Below are 20,881 nucleotides of genomic sequence, written 5' to 3'. Positions count from 1 at the left end.
AAACAACCATGAGCTACCTGAGCGATAACTACGTCCAAGAAACCCGCTTCGGCTTCTGGTTCCTGCGCAGCCACACCTGGCAGCATCATGTGCTGCGCGTGGCGGTCGAGGATCTGCGCGGTCTGTTCAATACCGCGCCGCCTTCCAATCCGGTGCTGCTGGATGCCGGTTGCGGCCAGGGCAAGTCGTTCCAGTACCTGCGCCAGGCATTCGCGCCGCAACGCCTGATTGGCGTGGACGCCGACCCCCACAGCCTGGACCTGAGCGCCCAAGAAGCCGCTCGCCAGGGCATGGCCGTGGAACTGATCGGCAGCGATTGCGCGACCTTGGCCGTGCCCGATGCCAGCGTCGACCTGCTGTTCTGCCACCAGACCTTTCACCACCTGGTGGAACAGGAAAAAGCCCTCGCCGAGTTCTATCGGGTGCTCAAGCCCGGCGGCTACCTGCTGTTTGCCGAATCCACCGAAGCCTACATCGATACCTGGGTGATCCGCTGGCTGTTCCGCCATCCCATGCACGTGCAGAAAAGCGCCGCGCAATACTTGGCGATGATCCGCAACCAAGGCTTCCAGTTCGAGGACCGCAACGTGTCCTATCCGTACCTGTGGTGGAGCCGCGCCAAGGACTTCGGCCTCCTGGAGCGTTGGGGCCTGCGCCGGCCCAAGCCGTTCGGCGAGCGCGAAGAAACCTTGGTCAACGTGGTGGCACGCAAGCCGCTCGAAGGGACCGCCACATGATCCGCTGCCTGTTGATCGGTTGCCTGCTGCTGCTCAGTGCCTGCGCCAGCCACGCGCCGCTGCCCGAGCGCATGCCAACCCTGGCGCTGCCGCTGCAATTGCACATCGAGCGGCAACTGGACGGCCAGCGCCAGGATTGGCTGTTGGTGATCCAGCGTGAAAACACCGGCATACGCTGGTCGATGATGGACCCGCTGGGCATTCCCCTGGCGCGCCAGCGCCTGGTGGACAACCAATGGCAAGCCGACGGTCTGCTGCCGCCCAATGCCGAGGCGCGGGAATTGTTCGCTGCGCTATTGTTCGCCTTGACCCCGGAAACCGAGCTTGCCGATCGCTACCCCGTCGCCCGGCAACACGGTGTCGAACGAGCCCTCGATGCGCGTTGGCAGGTGCGCTACAAACGGCCCCTGGATTTTGAGCTGCGCCTGCCCCAAGGCCCGCACTACCGCATCACACCGCTGACCGAGAGCGCACCATGACCGCTTATCTGAACGCCCTCGGGGTCATCTGCTCCTTGGGCCGGGACAAACAAAACGTCGCGCGCAACCTGTTTGCCGGCGATTGCTCGGGCGTGCGCGTCGAAGCCGGCTGGGTGGCCGAGCGGGCATTGCCGGTGGCTGCGGTAAGGGGAGAACTGGCCCCCATCCCCGAGGCACTGGCGGCGCAACGCAGCCGCAACAATCAACTGCTGCTCGAAGCGGGGTTGCAGATTCGTGCTGACATCGACCAGGCCATCGAGGCGTACGGCCCCGCGCGCATCGGTATCGTTCTGGGCACCAGCACCTCGGGCATCGACGAGGCCAGCCAGGGCATTGCCCATTACCTGCGCGAGCAGCGGTTCCCCGAAGGCTACGATTACCAGCAACAAGAACTCAGCGCGCCGGCCAATTTCCTTTCCGACTGGCTTGGCTTGAGCGGGCCCTCCTATGTGATCTCCACCGCCTGCACCTCCAGCGCGCGGGCCTTGATGAGCGCCCGTCGCCTCCTGGACCTGGGCTTGTGCGATGCGGTGCTGTGCGGTGGCGTGGACAGTTTATGCAAACTGACCTTGAACGGTTTCTCTGCGCTGGAAGCGGTGTCGAACGAGCGCTGCAACCCGTTTTCGGTGAACCGCAGCGGTATCAACATTGGCGAGGCGGCTGTGCTGTTTCTCATGAGCAAGACGCCAGGCGACGGCCATTCGATCGCCCTGCTCGGGGATGGCGCCAGTTCTGACGCGCACCACATTTCCGCGCCGGAACCCAGCGGTCGCGGCGCCCGCCAGGCGATGGAAAAAGCCCTGCGCTGTGCCGGCCTGGACGCCAGCCAGATCGACTACCTGAACCTGCACGGCACCGCCACGCAACATAACGACGCCATGGAAAGCCATGCGGTGGCTGGATTGTTTCCGGCGGGCGTGCCCTGCTCGTCCACCAAGCCCATGACTGGCCACACGCTTGGGGCGGCGGGCGCGTTGGAAGCGGCTTTCTGCTGGCTGACCCTGAGCCCTGACAACGTCGCCCAGGCCTTGCCACCCCACCTTTGGGACGGCCAGGCGGACCCCGAGCTGCCGGCGCTGGACTGGATAGATAGCCGTGCCCGCCTGAACCCGACCTTCCCCCGACGCCTGATGAGCAACTCGTTTGCCTTCGGCGGCAACAACGTCAGCCTCATTATCGGAGACGCCCAATGATCGACTGGCCGCTCGCCGAATTGCTGCCCCATGCGGGCGACATGATTCTCATCGACCGGGTCGTGTCCTTCGATGACGAACAGATCCATGCACTCGCCACGGTCAAGCCCGGCGGCTTGTTCAACCGTGAAGACGGCGCGCTGCCGGCCTGGGTCGGCATCGAATTGATGGCCCAGAGCGTCGCGGCGTTCGCCGGTTGCCACGCTCGCCAGCGCGGCGATGCAGTGGAGCTGGGCTTTTTGCTCGGGACCCGCAAGTTCGAATGCAACGTCGAGCATTTCCCTCTCGACACTGAACTGGCCATCCATGGCGTGCGCTCCCTGGAAGACGACAACGGCATGGGTGTGTTCGAATGCCACATCCACGCGCCGGGCATCCATGCCACGGCGCGACTGAACGTATTTCGTCCGCCCCATGCTGCCCAGTACCTCAATGAAACTTCCGCAACAGGAACCCAGCCATGACTGAATCCGTACTGGTCACCGGCTCCAGCCGTGGCATCGGCCGCGCCATCGCCTTGCGCCTGGCCCAGGCCGGGCACGATATCGTCTTGCATTGCCGCAGCGGCCGCGCCGAAGCCGAAGCGGTCCTGGCAGACATCCAAGCGCTGGGCCGCAACGCCCGCGTCCTGCAATTCGACGTGTCCGACCGCGCCGCCTGCAAGGCCGCCCTCGAAGCCGACGTCGAAACCCACGGCGCCTATTACGGCGTAGTGCTCAACGCCGGCCTGACCCGCGACGGCGCCTTTGCGGCCCTCAGCGAAGACGACTGGGACAGCGTGCTGCGCACCAACCTCGACGGTTTCTATAACGTGCTGCACCCGGTGATGATGCCGATGATCCGACGCCGCGCCGCGGGACGAATCGTCTGTATCACGTCAGTGTCCGGCCTGATCGGCAACCGTGGCCAGGTCAACTACAGCGCCTCGAAAGCCGGCTTGATCGGCGCGGCCAAGGCGTTGGCCATCGAACTGGGCAAGCGCAAGATCACGGTCAATTGCGTCGCGCCGGGGTTGATCGACACCGCCATGCTCGATGAAAACGTACCCGTGGAAGAATTGATGAAGATGATCCCCGCCCAGCGCATGGGCACCCCGGAAGAAGTCGCCGGCGCGGTGAACTTCCTGATGTCCGCCGAAGCTGGATACATCACTCGGCAAGTCCTGGCCGTCAACGGAGGCTTGTGCTGATGAAGCGCGTCGTCGTCACCGGCATGGCCGGCATCACCTCCATCGGCAGCGACTGGGAGACCATCGCCGCCAACTTCGCCGCCAACCGCAGCGGCATCCGGCGCATGGATGAGTGGGACCGTTTCACCGAACTGAACACTCGCCTGGCCGGGCCCATCGACGATTTCCAGGTCCCGGCCCATTGGACGCGCAAGCAGTTGCGCAGCATGGGCCGGGTCTCACGCCTGGCGGTGGCCTCGGCTGAGCAGGCCCTGGCCGACGCTGGCCTGCTGGGCGACCCGTCGATCAAGGACGGGCGCATGGGCGTATCCTGCGGCTCGTCCACTGGCAGCACCGATGAGATCAAGGCCTTCGGCAACATGCTGCTCAACAGCGTGGCCGAAGGGCTGAACGCCAACTCCTATGTGCGGATGATGCCCCACACCACGGCGGCCAACATCAGCATCTTCTTCGGCCTGACCGGACGGTTGATCCCAACGTCCAGTGCCTGCACCAGCGGCAGTCACGGCATCGGCTATGCCTACGAGGCAATCAAGTTCGGCCGCTTGCCGCTGATGCTCGCCGGCGGCGCGGAAGAACTGTGCCCGACCGAAGCGATGGTCTTCGATGCGCTCTACGCCACCAGCCTGAAAAACGATGCCCCGCAGACCAGCCCGCGCCCCTACGACAAGGGCCGCGATGGCCTGGTGATCGGCGAAGGCGCCGGCATGCTGGTGCTCGAAGAACTGGAACATGCCTTGGCCCGTGGCGCACGGATCCATGCCGAAATCGTCGGATTTGGCAGCAACGCCGACGGCCAGCACGCCACCCGTCCCGAGTTGAGCACCATGCGCCGGGCCATGGAACTGGCCCTGGAGGATGCCGGCCTCGAACCGGCCGCCATTGGCTACGTCAACGGGCACGGCACGGCCACCGAGCAGGGCGACGTCGCCGAGACCCTGGCCACCAGCAGCCTGTTCGGCGAACACATGCCCATCAGCTCGCAGAAAAGCTTTTTGGGCCACACCCTGGGCGCCTGCGGTGCGCTGGAGTCCTGGTTCAGCATCGAAATGCTCAACCGCGACCTGTATGTACACACGCTCAACCTCGATGAGGTCGACCCCGAATGCGGCACACTCGACTACTTGCGCAGTGAGTTTCGCGCGATGAGCAACGAATACGTGATGAACAACAATTTTGCCTTCGGCGGGGTCAATACCTCGCTGATTTTCCGTCGCTGGCATTGATTCCCATCAATCCTCTGGTCAAGGAGACCATGATGCCGTTGAAGAAAATCGCTGTAACCGCCGCCCTGTTGCTCGGCACCTTGCCAAGCCTCAGCCAGGCCCGTGATACCGCGTTGTACCTGCCATTCGACAAAGTGGTCGCCGAAGCCATCCGCACCGGCAAGATCGACGGCAGCGTGAAGTTCTACCTGGCCGGCCACAAACCGGCCGGCAACGTCTCCGTGGTCAGCCCGGGAGCGGTCACCAACAAGAAAACCAACGCGTTCAACAAGTCCGACGAAGCGGCCTGCGAATGGGTACTGCAATCAGCCCTGATCAGCCTGCACGAGGCCGCGAAAAACGCCGGCGCCAACGCCGTCACCAACATCGTCAGCTTCTACAAGCGCAACGAGCGCAAGGACCCCACGACCTATGAATGCCACGCTGGGGCAATCATGGCCGGGGTTGCGTTGAAAGGGGATCTGGCGAAGGTGCAGTAGTCAGGATTTGGGGCTTACATAGCTAAATCCACTGTGGCAGCGAGCTTAGCGGTGAATCAGTACCGGTGATGCCGGATCTACTGACGTCATCGCGAGCAAGCTCGCTCCCACAGGCCTCTACCCAGACGCGCCCTTGTGGCGAGGGAGCTTGCTCCCGCTGGGCTGCGCAGCGGCCCCCAGCAGACTAACTGGCCCCCCTTTCAAACTCCTTCTCCGACACATTCGCACCGAGCCTGCCGAACGAGGTGCAACATGTGCTGGGCATCCATGGCCCTTTATCTGGTACCGCCAACCACTCTGCTGATGGCCTTAATGATGCTGGCTGAACGTCCGTCCACAATAATCATCATAGGGCGATCATCGTGCTGAGCAGCGCTCTCGCGCTCAACCTCGGGCCAGGAGACGCCAAGCAAAGATCAGAAATCGGAGTACATAATTTCCGAAACTTCCCACAACAAAACCCTTGAACCTCGCGCTAGGGTCACGTTCCCGACCACCAGCCAAAAATCCAAATCTCGCCATGAATTCACCGCCCGTCGGACCTGTCAACTCTGACAGTATCCAAAAGCTTCAAAGCGGTTCCAGATTCTAAACACGAAAAACATTCCTCAACCCCAAGGATGTTTTAGGTCAACGTTCGGCCGGCTGTTCGCCCTCCGAGCCACCACTCGTATGTTGATCTCTAACAACTACGGCCCGCCGATGGATAAGAAATTGATGGACACGATAACCTGGTCGGGCGTCGTCTCCACGTCTTCCTCACCCCACAGCGCAACCACGGCCGGGGAGCAGAACGTGGTGGTTGACGATGTGAAGCTGACGCACGCTTACGCACATGTGAATGGAATATGCCTGCACTATGTGATCTGCGGCGATGGTGAGCAGCCGGTCCTGCTGGTGCATGGGTTTCCGGGCAGTTGGCGCAACTGGGAGCCGTTGATCGGGCCGTTGGTGCGGGCGGGTTTTACCCCCATCGTTCCTGACTATCGCGGCGCGGGTGAAACGGATATTTCCAGCGCCGGGTATGACAAGAAAAACATGGCCCATGACCTGCACGAATTGGTGATGCATCTGAAGCTCAAGCAAGTCGATATCATTGGCCACGATATGGGGTTGATCATTGCCTACGCCTACGCCGCGCTTTATCCAGATGACACCAAGCACCTGATATTGATGGACGGATTCCTTCCCGGTATTCCCGGCTGGGAAAGTGCCTACAACGGCGACCCGTCAACCGGCATCGCGAGCAAATGGCATTTCCGGTTTTTTGGCAAAACAGCTATCACCTTGATCAAGGGGCAGGAAAGAACCTACCTGGACATGTTCTTCGATGACTTTGTCTTCGAAGGCAACGACAAAGTGCCGGATGAAGTGCGCCAGGCCCTGATAACGGACTACGCCCGGCCTGGCCGAATGGAGGCCGCATTCAAACTTTACTCAGCCTGGGTGGAATACGACGCCAAGGACAACCTGGAGTTTTCCAGGAACAAGCTGACGGGTCCGGTACTCACCATCGGCGGCGATCATTCCCGAGGGCGGACGCTGACCGAGCAGGCCGCTTGCATTGCCGCGCAACCACACTCGCTGATATTGAAAAATACCGGGCACTGGCTCCTTGAAGAGCAACCGCAAGCTACTCGCGACGCAATTCTGGCATTCCTGCAATACAAGGAATTTCCACATCCCCGAAATTCGTAACCCGAAGCTGACGACTGCACCGTCGCCCTTCCCATCGTGCGGTATTTATTTACCGCTCCTGCGTCGGCGTTCTCCAATAGCTTGCCTCTTCCGAAACTTTCCCAGGAAGAGCCCATGTTGGATAACGACTCACCGCCCCAGCCCAACATCCCACAGGGCAATGGCGCCAGCGATCCCAGTGCCGAATCGACACGCCAGGTCAGCGCCTCGCAGCGGCAAATGATAAACCTGAGCAAGGCCGCGCCACGTCCTTGCCGGGTCACCAGGCAACACTTGGAATATTGGTTCAAGCGAACCTTCCCCACCGTCGCGGGCGATATGACGGTCGATCAGCTTTTCGTGCGCACATCGCAGAAGGCCCGGCTCTCTCAATCGGAACGTGAACCCAACGGGCAGAGCTCCAGACAAAAAAAAGAAGATATTGCCGGCCTTGAACATTTTTTCTGGCGCGCCATTGCCGGCCAGGTAGATATCAGCGATAGCTTTGCTGATCTGGACAGCCTTGAAATAGTCGTGGAAATGGACGGCTCCAAGCGAGTGCCCACCGCCCTGAACAGTCCCGCGGCGAAAAAACAATTCCAGCGACTGCTCGGTACCACGCCAGTCGCTTATGAACAGCTGCTCATGACAGCGCTGGATGACTTCTGGGATACGCCGGCCGCGTTCAGCCAGGGACGAAACGTCAGTGACTGGTTGGCGAACGAACTCGCTGCGCAACTCACGGCACTGGCGAACCTTCATCTGCATGACAAAACGCTGAGCCCGCCGATGCATAAGGCGATAATGGATTCGCTGTCGGCGCCGGACGCGGCGTCTCGTAACCAGCTGGCGGAGGGTACCAGGCCCGGGGTGTACAGCCTGATCGCCGCTTTCAATGATTGGGGATTGTCCGTTCCGGTAACCAGCGCCGCTGTCCTGTCGCGACATGACGCGGACGTGGATTGGGGAGGTGCCGTGCTGTACCGTCCCGGTAGGCCGTTGGAGGTCTACGAAGACTCAAAGCAACTGAAGATTTCCTTCATAGGCGACAGCACCGCAGATGAGGTGGAACTCGTGCCGATGGAGCAAAACTTCCTGACGCGTCTGGTCACGGACGTGCGGACAACGCAAAAAGCCGCCATCCGCGATGCCTTGTCGAGCGATGTTGTCGACGGGGAAAACATCTCCGGTTGGATGCATCGGCTGGACGCCGCAGCGGACCTTGGAATGCGATTGGATCTGGCAAGCGCCCTGGACGAACGTGAGTTTCGGCTGAAGCTCAAGAGCCTGCATCATTGGCTGCACGCCAGCCCCCATATCATCGGCAGCGACCGTCTGGCGTGGTGGCAGGCGACGCAGGCCTTACAAGAAACCCTCACCGATATGGCGGCGCCGCCGGACCCGGTTTCAATGGGCACTGCGCAGGCCATTCGGGACCAGGCTCGCACACTGCTGGCCGGCTTCATCAAAGCGAAGTACCCAGCGGCAGATCCTGACGACATAACCTTGAGTATCCGAAAAGAGACAGTCGATCCGCACGCGCCGACGGGCCATTCACCGTTCGGGTCTGGGGTCTCAATGGGCAGTGCCAAAGCGTTCCAGGACGACACGCGCTTGCTGACGGACTGGGCGATGTCCAACCTGACGGATGATGAGCGCCAGGCAGCCCACCACACCGTCGTTGGCCCGTTGAGCTTTGCACAGATTGTCGATGTCATCGAGCGGGCCGACGTGGGTGCGCGCCTTCCGGCTGTGCTGCAACGCATGGCACGGGAGCGACAGACTCAATGGATGGGTGTGAAAGCAAAGCACATGCGGGCCCAGGTGTGGGCGGCCCATATCTCGGGAGACCTGCGACACGACAAGGACAACACCGGCTTGAAGCTGGTCCTGGCGGCACTGGACCGCCCTGGATCGGCGGGACGTGGCAAGGTCAACGGGCATGAAGTGGTCGTCCGGCAATTGCATTGGGGCGACAGCGTGTTGAAGGACCTGCTTGCGTTCGGAGTGAAGTCATTCGCCAGCCGTCCTTCGTTGACCTTGTACACGCCGGGTGCGCCGGACGGAAAAACTTTCAGGGACGTGGATGCATCAGGCAGCGGACGGGCGTTGCAAACAGCGTTGGCGCAGACCCTCACGGCCACCCCGGAGATGACCCGCTGGCTGATCTCCCATCTTCCGTTGCCGGAGCAAGCCGCTCAGGTCGCAGGCATGTTGCCGGCAGAAGATGACCTGACCGTCCAAGCGAAAATAAAAAAGGTTACGCAATCGGTTTTCAAATGGACAAGGGACAGGACTCGAAACGATTTCGCCTTCAAAGTCACTTCGCCCGTGGTCGAGGGAGACCTGTTGAAGGCGTTGCATGAAACGCAGATAACCCATGTCCTCAAAACGGTACGGACCCTGACAGTGAGCAACGCCGAACGCGACAGCGCAGCGGCTCGGGAAGGGCGTCGCAACGGTGTAGCCCTGTTGACCGGGGCTATGTCCATGGTTCCGGTGGGCCGCTTGGGTGGGATATTGGGACGAGCGATCTTGCCGACCCTGGCAGGCGGTGCCGCCGTCTCGGCGATACAGGATGAAGACGGCAGCGTCGGCCAGTGGACGAGCGATTTCATCCGCGGGCTGGGTGAGGTGCTGGCCGAGGGCGGGCAAGACTTGATCATGGCCCGCGCGACACGGCGTCGGGGCAAGGTCCATCCGGCCTTGGCATCGCTGCCTCGCATGCCGGACCCGCAGCTAAAGCCGTTCCAGCTCAAAGGCTTCGATGGCAAGGGGCTGCTGCCCGAGGGGCGCAGCCTCTATAGGGATGTGCAGGGACAGGGTTATCTGAAGCTCGGGAAGGATTACTTCAAAACGGCTTTCCAGAACGGCGAACAAGTCATCTACACACCGAGCAACCGCACGGACCAGCGCGCAGTGACGTGGGAAAACGGCCAATGGACCGTGCAGGAGCGGCAGCGTCTGCTCGGCGGAGGCGGGTATTTCAGCCGGGATCCGGAGCGAGCCGAAGATCGAACCTTCAACGCACTGGTGGAGGGCGTGCTGCCCAACGGGCATGACCTGCCTCGCGAAGTCGTCGACATGACGAAGCGTGTCGTCCGCACGATGCCTGAGACCTTGGCCGAACGCATACTCAAGGAAAGTATCGATGACGTTGGCGCGACCGACGTCGAGACTTACCGCTCGTTGATGAGAACCGTAAATCGACAGAATTTTGCCAGGCATAAAGCTCACCGTAAGAACCTGGCCAATAAAATCTGTATTTGGGAACTGGTTGAGCGAACGAATGACAATCTTCAAAAAGGAAAACACTTTTCCCTCACCCCGCCGCAAAAAATGCGGCTGTATGAGACGCTGGTCAAGCACAAGGATGAGTTCACCCTCGACCATCAACTCAAAGTAAGCACAACGATATTGCCCGACAACGTCACGGGTGCGAAATACATTGTGATCGTCCCGAAAACGGGAAAGAAAAAAGAGGCTGCCGACAGGATAGCCAAGGATATTACCGACACGGTGAAGTACGTGGAAAACTCCATGGACGCCAAGTTGGACACGATGTTTACCGGGGACGGGCCAGCTGTGGCGGCCGCAAGGCAAGCGTACCTGGATTCGCCGGAGTATCAGGCCAAGATCATCGACGAATTCAGGAAAGAAAGGGCCCGTCGACACAGACCCGGGTTACTCACCGAGATCAGGAATTTCAAGATCCCCTACATTATCGTCAACCGAGGCAAGACCCAGCGAAGCGCATTTTTCACCACTGAAGAAGACATCAACAATTTCACCAGAACCCTTGAAAACTACAGCCCTTTCGATATCGAGCTGGTCACCCAAGCCGCCTCCAACAAGGTCACCGGGCAGGCCTCCGCTTCTGCTCCAGCCGCTATCACGCCGCAGGCTCCCACCGTTATTCCCAGGTACACGGTGACGATCAGCCCGTTGGCTGAGGCGCAGATGTCATATGACAATTTCCCGGGAACCGCCAGGGTGAAGGTCATGGAGATCATGGATGACCTCCGTGCCGGCAGGATCACCACAAAAAAAATCAACCGATATTACTGGTACGACATGGCCCAGTTGGGTTTTGGCGGAGGAAGAGGCGCATGGCGCGCCGCGTTCGAACGTCACGGCGATACCTGGACTCTCCAAGGTTTTTACGACTATCACGCGACCCGAAACGCTACGGTCTGGGGGGATTGAGCAAGAGTGCCAGGTCAGCCCGTGGACCGCGGATACATTGCGTACAGAGCCTAGGATCCGGGTGAATCCGCTCCGTCGGTCAACAACGCCACAAACGCCGCGGCCATCGGCGAACGCTGGTCCTTGCGCTGGACCAGCCACACCGCCGAAACCGCCGCCGGGTCTAGCAGCGGCCGATAGACCACGCCGTCGATACGCATGCGTTGGTAAGACGCCGGCAACACCGAGACCCCGAGGCCAGCCGCCACCAGGCCGATGATGGTCATGGCCTCCCCTGCTTCCTGGGCGAAGTGCGGACTGAAACCGGCGTCGCGGGCCAGATTCAATAGCTGGGCGTAAAGACCGCTGCCGTAGCTTCGTGGGAAAAATACGAAAGGCTCGTGGGCCAGCGCCGACAGATACAAGCCTTCGTCGCTGCCCTGGGCAAGCGGGTGCTTGGCGCCAAGCACGGCCACCAAGGGCTCGCGGCTGAGCTCGATTTCCACCAGTGAATCGGGCAACGGCAACGGCCGCATGATGCCCACCTCGATGGTTTCATCCACCAACGCATCGGAAACTTGGGTGCTACTCATCTCTCGCAGGTTGAGGTGGACAGCCGGGAAGCGTTGGCGAAAATTGAAGATCGCTTGGGGAATGGTCGAATTGAACGGTGCCGAGGACGTGAAACCGATTTTCAGCTCGCCCAATTCTCCCAATTGGGCACGGCGCGCTACGTCGGCCGCCTTGTCGACTTGCGCCAGCACGCGTCTGGCTTCTTCCAGGAACAGCCGCCCGGCCTCGCTCAGTTCGACCCGACGATTGGTGCGCTCGAACAACCGCGCGCCGATTTCTTCTTCCAGCGCCTGGATCTGCTGGCTCAAGGGCGGTTGAGAGATGCCCAGGGCCAGCGCGGCGCGGCCGAAATGCAATTCTTCGGCAACGGCGATGAAGTAACGCAGGTGGCGCAATTCCATGGGTAATCCAATAGGTCGCAAAACGTCTTAAACAGGTCGAATAATATATTGGATAGAAACATTAGCCGGCTATATGCTTTTTTCAACGCCTGCCTGGTCGTGCTCCCGAGGTCCACCGTGAAAACTGCTACCGCTCCACTGGCCCATGAAGTCCCGTCTCGCACAGAGGACAACGTCGGCGCCGAACTCAAAGACATCTTCATTGAAAAAGGCACGCCGATGTTCATGCGTACGGTGCTCGCCTTGTTCTGTGGCGGCTTCGCGACGTTCGCCCTGCTGTATTGCGTGCAGCCGATGATGCCGCTGCTGTCCCTGGAGTTTTCAATCAACGCCGCCCAGAGCAGCTTGATCCTGTCGGTGGCGACCGGCCTGCTTGCCATCGGCCTGTTGATCACCGGCCCGATTTCCGACCGTATCGGTCGTAAATCGGTCATGGTGGCGGCGCTGTTTGCCGCGGCGCTCTGCACAATCGCCAGTGCCATGATGCCCACTTGGCAAGGCGTCCTTGTCCTGCGCGCCTTGGTGGGGTTGTCGCTCAGTGGCTTGGCCGCGGTGGCGATGACGTACCTGAGCGAAGAAATTCATCCCAAGCACATCGGCCTGGCAATGGGGCTGTATATCGCCGGCAACGCGATTGGCGGCATGAGCGGGCGCCTGATCGCCGGCGTGTTGATCGACTTCGTCAGCTGGCACACCGCAATGCTGGTAATCGGCGGCCTGGCCCTGATCGCGGCGGCGGTGTTTTGGCGGATTCTTCCTGAATCGCGCAATTTCCGCCCCCGGTCGCTGCATCCACGCAGTCTGCTGGACGGTTTCATCATGCACTTTCGCGACGCCGGCCTGCCGCTGCTGTTTCTTGAAGCCTTCGTGTTGATGGGCGCGTTCGTGACGCTGTTCAACTACATTGGCTACCGCCTGCTGGCCGCGCCTTATCACCTGGACCAGGCATTCGTCGGGCTGCTTTCAGTGGTGTACCTCTCCGGCATCTACAGCTCGGCGAAGGTGGGCGCCATGGCCGACAAGCTCGGGCGTCGCAAGATGCTCTGGGCGACCATCGCCCTGATGTTGGCGGGCCTCGTCCTGACCTTGTTCTCGCCGCTATGGCTGGTGGTCATCGGCATGCTGGTGTTCACCTTCGGTTTCTTCGGGGCGCACTCGGTCGCCAGCAGCTGGATTGGCCGTCGCGCCCTCAAGGCGAAGGGGCAGGCGTCGTCGCTTTATCTGTTCAGCTACTACGCCGGCTCCAGCGTCGCGGGCACCGCGGGCGGCGTGGCGTGGCACCTGGGAGGCTGGAACGGTGTCGGCGTGTTCATCGGGACGTTGCTGGTGATTGCATTGTTGGTGGCGGTGAAACTGGCGAAACTGCCGCTGCTGCCGGGAAATGAGCAACACATAAACAGCCAGACATAAAAAAGCCTGTCCGGTAGGGGCCGGACAGGCGGGTAGGACAGGGCTGAAATCAGTCGTGATATTGGCCCGACAACTCATGCACCGCGCGCAGGAAAGCGCCGGCGTGTTCCGGGTCGACTTCCGGCGTGATGCCGTGGCCGAGATTGAACACGTGGCCACTGCCCTTGCCATAGCTGGCGAGGATGCGTCCGACTTCGGCACGGATGGCTTCAGGCTTGGCATACAGCACGGTCGGGTCCATGTTGCCTTGCAGCGCGACCTTGTGACCGACACGCTGGCGGGCGTTGCCGATGTCGCAGGTCCAGTCCAGGCCCAAGGCATCGGCGCCGGCATCGGCGATACTCTCCAACCACAGCCCACCATTCTTGGTGAACAGGATCACCGGGACCTTGCGACCTTCGTGCTCTCGGATCAGGCCGCTGACGATCTTGCGCATGTAGGCCAGGGAGAACTCCTGGTATGCCGCCGCCGACAGGTTGCCGCCCCACGTATCGAAGATCTGCACCGCCTGGGCACCGGCCATGATCTGGCCGTTGAGGTACGACGTGACCGACTGCGCCAGCTTGTCCAACAGCAGATGCATGGCTTGCGGATTGTCGTAGAGCATCGCCTTGGTCTTGCGGAAATCCTTCGACGAGCCGCCTTCGACCATGTACGTCGCCAGCGTCCAAGGGCTGCCCGAAAAGCCGATCAACGGGACGCGACCGTTGAGTTCACGGCGGATGGTGCTGACCGCGTCCATGACGTAGCCCAGGTCCTTCTGCGGATCGGGGATCGGCAGGGCCTCGATGTCGGCCAGGGTGCTGACGACTTTCTTGAAGCGCGGACCTTCGCCGGTTTCAAAGTACAGGCCTTGGCCCATGGCGTCGGGGATGGTGAGGATGTCGGAAAACAGGATCGCCGCGTCCAGTTGCGGGTAGCGGTCCAGCGGCTGCATCGTGACTTCGCAGGCGAACTGCGGATTCATGCACAGGCTCATGAAGTCACCGGCCTTGGCGCGGCTGGCGCGGTACTCCGGCAAATAGCGACCGGCCTGACGCATCATCCACACAGGGGTGACGTCTACGGGTTGCTTGAGCAGGGCGCGAAGGAAGCGGTCGTTCTTCAGGGCAGTCATGTCGGCATCCGGAAAAAAAGTGCGGGCATTTTCTCAGAGCGCGACGTAAAAGGCACGGCAAGAGCCGTGCCTTTTATCTATCGGGGCAATTTGTCGCGGTGCCAAGCAACTTCAGCAGCACCACAAAACGACTGTGGGAGCGAGCCTGCTCGCGAAGAGGTCGGTCTATCCAATATTGAAGTTGGCTGACAGACCGCTTTCGCGAGCAGGCTCGCTCCCACAGGGTTACTGCATTTCAACTCGGGATCGCGTTCAGACCTGCAAGTAATCCAGGATCCCTTCCGCCGCATTGCGGCCTTCGAAGATCGCCGTCACCACCAGGTCGGAACCCCGGACCATGTCGCCGCCGGCGAAGATCTTCGGGTTGCTGGTCTGGTGCTTGTACCGACCCTGCTCCGGGGCAACGACGCGGCCCTGGCTGTCGGTCTGGATGCTGAACTGCTCGAACCATGGCGCCGGGCTCGGGCGGAAGCCGAAGGCGATGACCACGGCGTCCGCCGGGATGATCTCTTCGGAACCGGGGATCGGCTCGGGGCTGCGGCGACCGCGGGCGTCCGGCTCACCGAGACGGGTCTCGACCACCTTCACGCCTTCGACCTTGTCCTCACCGACAATGGCGATCGGCTGGCGGTTGTAGAGGAACTTCACGCCTTCTTCCTTGGCGTTCTTCACCTCTTTGCGCGAGCCTGGCATGTTCGCTTCGTCACGACGATAGGCGCAGGTCACCGACTTGGCGCCCTGGCGAATCGACGTGCGGTTGCAGTCCATCGCCGTGTCGCCACCGCCGAGCACCACGACCTTCTTGCCCTTCATGTCGACGAAATCTTCCGGCGACTTTTCAAAGCCCAGGTTGCGGTTGACGTTGGCGATCAGGAAGTCCAGCGCGTCGTAGACGCCCGGCAGGTCCTCACCGGCAAAACCGCCCTTCATGTAGGTGTAGGTGCCCATGCCCATGAAGACCGCATCGTACTCTTCGAGCAGTTGCTCCATGGTCACGTCCTTGCCCACCTCGGTGTTCAGGCGGAACTCGATGCCCATGCCGGTGAAGACTTCGCGACGATTGCTCAGCACGGTCTTTTCCAGCTTGAACTCGGGGATGCCGAAGGTCAGCAGGCCACCAATTTCTGGGTTTTTGTCGAACACCACCGGGGTCACGCCGCCACGTACCAACACGTCGGCACAGCCAAGGCCCGCCGGGCCCGCGCCGATGATCGCCACGCGCTTGCCGGTCGGCTTGACCTTGGACATGTCCGGGCGCCAGCCCATGGCAAACGCGGTATCGGTGATGTACTTCTCCACCGAACCAATGGTCACCGCGCCGAAACCGTCGTTGAGGGTGCAGGCACCTTCGCACAGACGATCCTGCGGGCACACCCGGCCGCAGACTTCCGGCAGGGTGTTGGTCTGGTGGGACAGCTCGGCGGCCTGGAGGATGTTGCCCTCAGCCACCAACTTCAGCCAGTTGGGAATGAAGTTGTGCACCGGGCACTTCCATTCGCAGTACGGGTTACCACAACCCAGGCAACGGTGGGCCTGGTCGGCCGACTGCTGGGGTTTGAAAGGCTCGTAGATTTCCACGAACTCTTTCTTGCGTTGACGCAACAGTTTCTTCTTCGGATCCTTGCGCCCGACATCGATGAACTGGAAGTCGTTATTCAGACGTTCAGCCATTGTTAAAACCTCATCAAACTCTTCAGGCGCATATCACTGCGGGTTGGCACGGGTGCTGGAAAGCAACGATTTCAGGTTGGCCGCCTTCGGCTTGACCAGCCAGAAACGACGCACGTAGTCATCGAGGTTCTCGGCGAGTTCACGACCCCACTCGCTGTTGGTTTCCTCGACGTACTCGTTCAGCACGCGTTGCAGGTGGCTACGGTAGGCCTCCATCGCCTCGCCGCTGATGCGCTGGATTTCCACCAGTTCATGGTTGACCCGGTCAACGAACGTGTTGTCCTGGTCAAGCACGTAGGCGAAACCGCCGGTCATGCCAGAACCGAAGTTGTAACCGGTCTTGCCCAATACGCAGACGAAACCACCGGTCATGTACTCGCAGCAGTGATCCCCGGTGCCTTCCACCACGGTGTGGGCGCCGGAGTTACGCACGGCGAAACGCTCGCCTGCGGTGCCGGCGGCAAACAACTTGCCGCCCGTGGCGCCGTACAGGCAGGTGTTGCCGATGATCGCACTGTCCTGGGTCTTGTAGACGCTGCCCTTGGGCGGAACGATGACCAGCTTGCCACCGGTCATGCCCTTGCCCACGTAGTCGTTTGCATCACCTTCCAGGTACATGTTCAGGCCGCCAGCGTTCCAGACGCCAAAGCTTTGCCCGGCCGTGCCCGTGAAGCGGAAGGTGATCGGCGCATGGGCCATGCCCTGGTTGCCGTGTTTGCGAGCGATTTCCCCGGAGATCCGCGCGCCGATGGAACGGTCGCAGTTGCAGATGTCCAGTTCGAATTCGGCACCGCTCAGGTCGTTGATCGCCGCAGCGGCCATGTCGACCATCTTCTCGGCCAGCTCACCCTTGTCGAACGGCGGGTTGCGATCGACATGGCAGAACTGTGGCTTGTCCGCCGGAATCAGATCACTGCCCAGCAACGGGGTCAGGTCCAAGTGATGCTGCTTGGCGGTCTGGCCCTCGATCACTTCCAGCAGATCGGTACGGCCGATCAGCTCTTCCAGCGAACGTACGCCCAGCTTTGCCAGCCACTCGCGGGTCTCTTCGGCCACGTAGGTGAAGAAATTCACCACCATGTCGACGGTACCGATGTAGTGGTCCTTGCGCAGCTTGTCGTTCTGGGTCGCCACGCCGGTGGCGCAGTTGTTCAGGTGGCAGATGCGCAGGTATTTGCAGCCCAGGGCGATCATCGGCGCGGTGCCGAAGCCGAAGCTCTCGGCGCCGAGGATGGCGGCCTTGATCACGTCCAGGCCGGTCTTCAGGCCACCGTCGGTCTGCACCCGGACCTTGCCGCGCAAATCGTTGCCGCGCAGGGTCTGGTGGGTTTCGGCCAGGCCCAGTTCCCACGGCGCGCCAGCGTATTTGATGGAAGTCAGCGGCGATGCGCCGGTGCCGCCGTCATAGCCGGAGATGGTGATCAGGTCGGCATAGGCTTTCGCCACGCCGGCGGCAATGGTGCCTACGCCCGCTTCCGCCACCAGTTTCACCGAGACCAGGGCCTTCGGGTTCACCTGCTTGAGGTCGAAGATCAGTTGCGACAAGTCTTCGATCGAGTAGATGTCGTGGTGCGGTGGTGGCGAGATCAGGGTCACGCCGGGAACCGCATAGCGCAGCTTGGCAATCAGGCCGTTGACCTTGCCACCGGGCAATTGGCCGCCTTCGCCGGGCTTGGCGCCTTGGGCAACCTTGATCTGCAGCACTTCGGCGTTGACCAGGTATTCCGGCGTAACGCCGAAGCGGCCGGTCGCCACTTGCTTGATTTTCGAACTCTTGATGGTGCCGTAGCGCGCCGGGTCTTCACCACCTTCACCGGAGTTGGAACGCGCACCGAGGCGGTTCATGGCTTCGGCCAGGGCTTCGTGGGCTTCCGGGGACAACGCGCCCAGGGAGATACCGGCCGAATCGAAGCGCTTGAGCACCGATTCCAGCGGTTCCACTTCACTGATGTCCAGCGGCGTGTCGAGGGTCTTGACCTTGAGCAGGTCGCGGATCATCGACACCGGACGGTTGTCCACCAGCGCGGTGTATTCCTTGAACTTGCTGTAGTCGCCTTGTTGCACGGCCGCTTGCAGGGTGTTGACCACGTCCGGGTTGTAGGCGTGGTATTCGCCACCGTGGACGAACTTCAACAGGCCGCCTTGCTGGATCGGCTTGCGCGGGCTCCAGGCTTCGGCCGCCAGGGCTTTCTGCTCGGCTTCGATATCGACGAAACGCGCACCCTTGATGCGGCTCGGTACGCCACGGAAGCTCAGTTCGCAAACTTCTTCCGAGAGACCGATGGCCTCGAACAATTGCGCGCCACGGTACGAAGCGATGGTCGAGATGCCCATCTTCGACAGGATCTTGAGCAGGCCCTTGGTGATGCCTTTGCGGTAGTTCTTGAACACCTCGTAGAGGTCGCCCAGCACTTCACCGGTACGGATCAGGTCGCCCAGCACTTCGTAGGCCAGGAACGGATAGACCGCCGAAGCGCCGAAGCCGATCAGCACCGCAAAGTGATGCGGGTCACGTGCGGTAGCGGTTTCCACCAGAATGTTGGAATCGCAGCGCAGGCCTTTCTCGGTCAGGCGATGGTGCACCGCGCCAGTGGCCAGGGAGGCGTGGATCGGCAGCTTGCCCGGGGCGATGTGACGGTCAGTCAGCACGATCTGGGTACGGCCGGCGCGCGCGGCTTCTTCAGCCTGGTCGGCGATGTTGCGGATCGCTGCTTCCAGGCCGACGCTTTCGTCATAGTTCAGGTCGATGACCTGACGCTCGAAGCCAGGGCGTTCGAGGTTGGTCAACGAGCGCCACTTGGCCGGCGAAATGACCGGCGAGCTGAGGATCACCCGCGAGGCATGCTCTGGCGATTCCTGGAAAATGTTGCGCTCGGCGCCCAGGCAGATTTCCAGGGACATCACGATCGCTTCGCGCAGCGGGTCGATCGGCGGGTTGGTCACCTGGGCGAACTGCTGGCGGAAGTAGTCGTACGGCGTGCGCACGCGCTGGGACAGTACCGCCATCGGCGTGTCGTCGCCCATGGAGCCGACCGCTTCGTAGCCCTGCTCGCCCAGCGGACGAAGCACCTGGTCACGTTCTTCGAACGTCACCTGGTACATCTTCATGTACTGCTTGAGCTGGTCGACGTCATAAAAGGCCGAACCGTGGTCGTTGTCTTCCATGGTCGCCTGAATGCGCAGGGCATTCTTGCGCAGCCATTGCTTGTATGGATGACGGGACTTGAGACGGTTGTCGATGGCGTCGGTGTCGAGGATCTGGCCGGTCTCGGTGTCCACGGCAAAGATCTGCCCAGGGCCTACGCGGCCTTTGGCGATGACGTCTTCGGGCTGGTAGTTCCAGACACCGATTTCCGAGGCCAGGGTGATGAAACCATTGGTCGTGGTGACCCAGCGCGCCGGGCGCAGGCCGTTACGGTCCAGCAGGCACACCGCATAGCGACCGTCGGTCATGACGATACCGGCCGGGCCGTCCCACGGCTCCATGTGCATGGAGTTGTATTCATAGAAGGCCCGCAGGTCCGGGTCCATGGTCTCGACGTTCTGCCAGGCAGGCGGCACGAGCATGCGCACGCCACGGAACAGGTCGATGCCGCCGGTGACCATCAGCTCCAGCATGTTGTCCATGCTCGAGGAGTCCGAACCGACGCGGTTGACCAGCGGGCCAAGCTCTTCGAGGTCCGGCATCAAATCGTTGGCGAACTTGGTGCGACGGGCCAGGGCCCAGTTACGGTTGCCGGTGATGGTGTTGATCTCGCCGTTGTGGGCGAGGAAGCGGAATGGCTGGGCCAGTGGCCATTTCGGCAGGGTGTTGGTGGAGAAGCGCTGGTGAAACACGCAGATCGCGGTTTTCAGGCGCTCGTCGCTCAGGTCCGGATAGAAGGCGGTGAGGTCCGCCGGCATCATCAGGCCTTTATAGATAATGGTCTTGTGGGAAAAGCTGCAGATGTAGTGATCGGTGTCGGCGGCGTTGGCCACGGACGAACGACGACGGGAGCTGAACAGCTTGATCGCCATTTCCTGGTCGCTCAGGCCTTCACCGGCAATGAACACCTGTTCGATCAGCGGCAGGCGCTCGAGGGCCAGGCGGCCGAGGACGCTGGTGTCGATCGGCACTTTGCGCCAGCCGACGAGTTGCAGGCCGGCGGCCAGGATCTCGCGGTTCATGTTCTCGCGAGCGGCCTGGGCCTTGACCGGGTCCTGATTGAAAAACACCATGCCCACGGCGTACTGCTTGGGCAGGGTCACGCCAAACGTTTCCTGGGCAATGGCACGCAGGAACTCGTCTGGCTTTTGAATCAGCAAGCCACAACCGTCACCGGTCTTGCCGTCGGCGTTGATCCCACCACGGTGGGTCATGCAGGTCAGGGCCTCAATGGCCGTTTGCAAAAGGGTATGACTGGGCTCGCCCTGCATATGGGCTATCAGGCCGAAACCGCAGTTATCCTTGAATTCATCTGGTTGGTACAGACCTGCTTTCATAGACACTTTCTCACCAGGCTGCCTCTTAACGAGGCAAATTTCTTTTCAATTCAACCAGTTGC

The 20,881-nt window shown here is 61.2% G+C and carries 14 protein-coding genes; 10 read left to right on the top strand and 4 right to left on the bottom strand.

Annotation, left to right across the window (positions count from 1 at the left end; genetic code table 11):
- Positions 1 to 8 precede the first annotated feature (8 nt).
- The 9 genes from J3P76_RS02160 (at position 9) to J3P76_RS02120 (ending at position 11,186) form a co-directional block, all read left to right on the top strand.
- Positions 9 to 737, top strand: a complete 729-nt coding sequence (locus J3P76_RS02160) for a class I SAM-dependent methyltransferase (RefSeq protein ID WP_420767073.1) — start codon at positions 9 to 11, stop codon at positions 735 to 737.
- Positions 734 to 1,216 (top strand): DUF3261 domain-containing protein, encoded by a 483-nt coding sequence (locus tag J3P76_RS02155; RefSeq protein WP_420767072.1) that lies wholly within the window; start codon positions 734 to 736, stop codon positions 1,214 to 1,216. The genes J3P76_RS02160 and J3P76_RS02155 overlap by 4 nt, the downstream gene beginning before the upstream one ends.
- Positions 1,213 to 2,409, top strand: a complete 1,197-nt coding sequence (locus J3P76_RS02150; RefSeq protein ID WP_434608185.1) for a beta-ketoacyl-[acyl-carrier-protein] synthase family protein — start codon at positions 1,213 to 1,215, stop codon at positions 2,407 to 2,409. Before J3P76_RS02155 ends, J3P76_RS02150 begins: the two co-directional genes overlap by 4 nt.
- Positions 2,406 to 2,873, top strand: a complete 468-nt coding sequence (locus J3P76_RS02145; protein WP_420767070.1) for a hotdog family protein — start codon at positions 2,406 to 2,408, stop codon at positions 2,871 to 2,873. The genes J3P76_RS02150 and J3P76_RS02145 overlap by 4 nt, the downstream gene beginning before the upstream one ends.
- Positions 2,870 to 3,598, top strand: a complete 729-nt coding sequence (gene fabG, locus J3P76_RS02140) for a 3-oxoacyl-ACP reductase FabG (protein WP_420767069.1) — start codon at positions 2,870 to 2,872, stop codon at positions 3,596 to 3,598. The genes J3P76_RS02145 and fabG overlap by 4 nt, the downstream gene beginning before the upstream one ends.
- Positions 3,598 to 4,824: a beta-ketoacyl-ACP synthase gene (locus J3P76_RS02135; RefSeq protein WP_434608187.1), complete on the top strand. Its 1,227-nt coding sequence runs from the start codon at positions 3,598 to 3,600 to the stop codon at positions 4,822 to 4,824. Before fabG ends, J3P76_RS02135 begins: the two co-directional genes overlap by 1 nt.
- A 32-nt stretch (positions 4,825 to 4,856) precedes the next feature.
- Positions 4,857 to 5,303, top strand: coding sequence for an excinuclease (locus J3P76_RS02130; protein WP_434608189.1), 447 nt, complete (start codon positions 4,857 to 4,859; stop codon positions 5,301 to 5,303).
- A 717-nt stretch (positions 5,304 to 6,020) separates the two neighbouring features.
- Positions 6,021 to 7,001, top strand: a complete 981-nt coding sequence (locus tag J3P76_RS02125) for an alpha/beta fold hydrolase (RefSeq protein ID WP_434608191.1) — start codon at positions 6,021 to 6,023, stop codon at positions 6,999 to 7,001.
- 114 nt (positions 7,002 to 7,115) lie between these two features.
- Positions 7,116 to 11,186, top strand: coding sequence for a dermonecrotic toxin domain-containing protein (locus J3P76_RS02120; RefSeq protein WP_434701451.1), 4,071 nt, complete (start codon positions 7,116 to 7,118; stop codon positions 11,184 to 11,186).
- A gap of 50 nt (positions 11,187 to 11,236) precedes the next feature.
- On the opposite strand, the gene J3P76_RS02115 is transcribed toward J3P76_RS02120, so the two are convergent.
- Positions 11,237 to 12,139 carry a LysR family transcriptional regulator gene (locus tag J3P76_RS02115; RefSeq protein WP_420767060.1) on the bottom strand — a complete coding sequence of 301 codons (903 nt, stop codon included), beginning with the start codon at positions 12,137 to 12,139 and terminating at the stop codon, positions 11,237 to 11,239.
- Positions 12,140 to 12,277: 138 nt separating this feature from the next.
- Here J3P76_RS02115 and J3P76_RS02110 point away from each other — a divergent pair, with 138 nt between their 5' ends.
- On the top strand, positions 12,278 to 13,549 hold the full coding sequence (locus J3P76_RS02110) for an MFS transporter (protein ID WP_434611678.1): 1,272 nt from the start codon (positions 12,278 to 12,280) through the stop codon (positions 13,547 to 13,549).
- Between the two features lie 49 nt (positions 13,550 to 13,598).
- Here the strand turns inward: J3P76_RS02110 and hemE are convergent, their stop codons facing one another.
- From hemE to gltB, 3 genes are all read right to left on the bottom strand, one after another.
- Positions 13,599 to 14,666 (bottom strand): uroporphyrinogen decarboxylase, encoded by a 1,068-nt coding sequence (hemE, locus tag J3P76_RS02105; protein WP_434561064.1) that lies wholly within the window; start codon positions 14,664 to 14,666, stop codon positions 13,599 to 13,601.
- 252 nt (positions 14,667 to 14,918) lie between these two features.
- On the bottom strand, positions 14,919 to 16,337 hold the full coding sequence (locus J3P76_RS02100; protein ID WP_434608195.1) for an FAD-dependent oxidoreductase: 1,419 nt from the start codon (positions 16,335 to 16,337) through the stop codon (positions 14,919 to 14,921).
- Between the two features lie 33 nt (positions 16,338 to 16,370).
- Positions 16,371 to 20,819, bottom strand: a complete 4,449-nt coding sequence (gene gltB / locus J3P76_RS02095; protein WP_420767046.1) for a glutamate synthase large subunit — start codon at positions 20,817 to 20,819, stop codon at positions 16,371 to 16,373.
- Positions 20,820 to 20,881: the final 62 nt, after the last annotated feature.

The organism is Pseudomonas sp. D1-36 (assembly GCF_051132205.1).
Lineage (GTDB): Bacteria > Pseudomonadota > Gammaproteobacteria > Pseudomonadales > Pseudomonadaceae > Aquipseudomonas.
This window is presented reverse-complemented; position numbering and strand designations above follow the sequence as displayed.

Excerpts from the sequence above, each read along its gene's own strand:
- fabG (WP_420767069.1), top strand. The coding sequence starts at position 2,870 with ATGACTGAATCCGTACTGGTCACCGGCTCCAGCCGTGGCATCGGCCGC.
- J3P76_RS02160 (WP_420767073.1), top strand. The coding sequence starts at position 9 with ATGAGCTACCTGAGCGATAACTACGTCCAAGAAACCCGCTTCGGCTTC.
- J3P76_RS02125 (WP_434608191.1), top strand. The coding sequence starts at position 6,021 with ATGGACACGATAACCTGGTCGGGCGTCGTCTCCACGTCTTCCTCACCC.
- J3P76_RS02155 (WP_420767072.1), top strand. The coding sequence starts at position 734 with ATGATCCGCTGCCTGTTGATCGGTTGCCTGCTGCTGCTCAGTGCCTGC.
- J3P76_RS02120 (WP_434701451.1), top strand. The coding sequence starts at position 7,116 with ATGTTGGATAACGACTCACCGCCCCAGCCCAACATCCCACAGGGCAAT.
- hemE (WP_434561064.1), bottom strand. The coding sequence starts at position 14,666 with ATGACTGCCCTGAAGAACGACCGCTTCCTTCGCGCCCTGCTCAAGCAA.
- J3P76_RS02130 (WP_434608189.1), top strand. The coding sequence starts at position 4,857 with ATGCCGTTGAAGAAAATCGCTGTAACCGCCGCCCTGTTGCTCGGCACC.
- J3P76_RS02135 (WP_434608187.1), top strand. The coding sequence starts at position 3,598 with ATGAAGCGCGTCGTCGTCACCGGCATGGCCGGCATCACCTCCATCGGC.
- J3P76_RS02150 (WP_434608185.1), top strand. The coding sequence starts at position 1,213 with ATGACCGCTTATCTGAACGCCCTCGGGGTCATCTGCTCCTTGGGCCGG.
- J3P76_RS02145 (WP_420767070.1), top strand. The coding sequence starts at position 2,406 with ATGATCGACTGGCCGCTCGCCGAATTGCTGCCCCATGCGGGCGACATG.
- J3P76_RS02100 (WP_434608195.1), bottom strand. The coding sequence starts at position 16,337 with ATGGCTGAACGTCTGAATAACGACTTCCAGTTCATCGATGTCGGGCGC.
- gltB (WP_420767046.1), bottom strand. The coding sequence starts at position 20,819 with ATGAAAGCAGGTCTGTACCAACCAGATGAATTCAAGGATAACTGCGGT.
- J3P76_RS02115 (WP_420767060.1), bottom strand. The coding sequence starts at position 12,139 with ATGGAATTGCGCCACCTGCGTTACTTCATCGCCGTTGCCGAAGAATTG.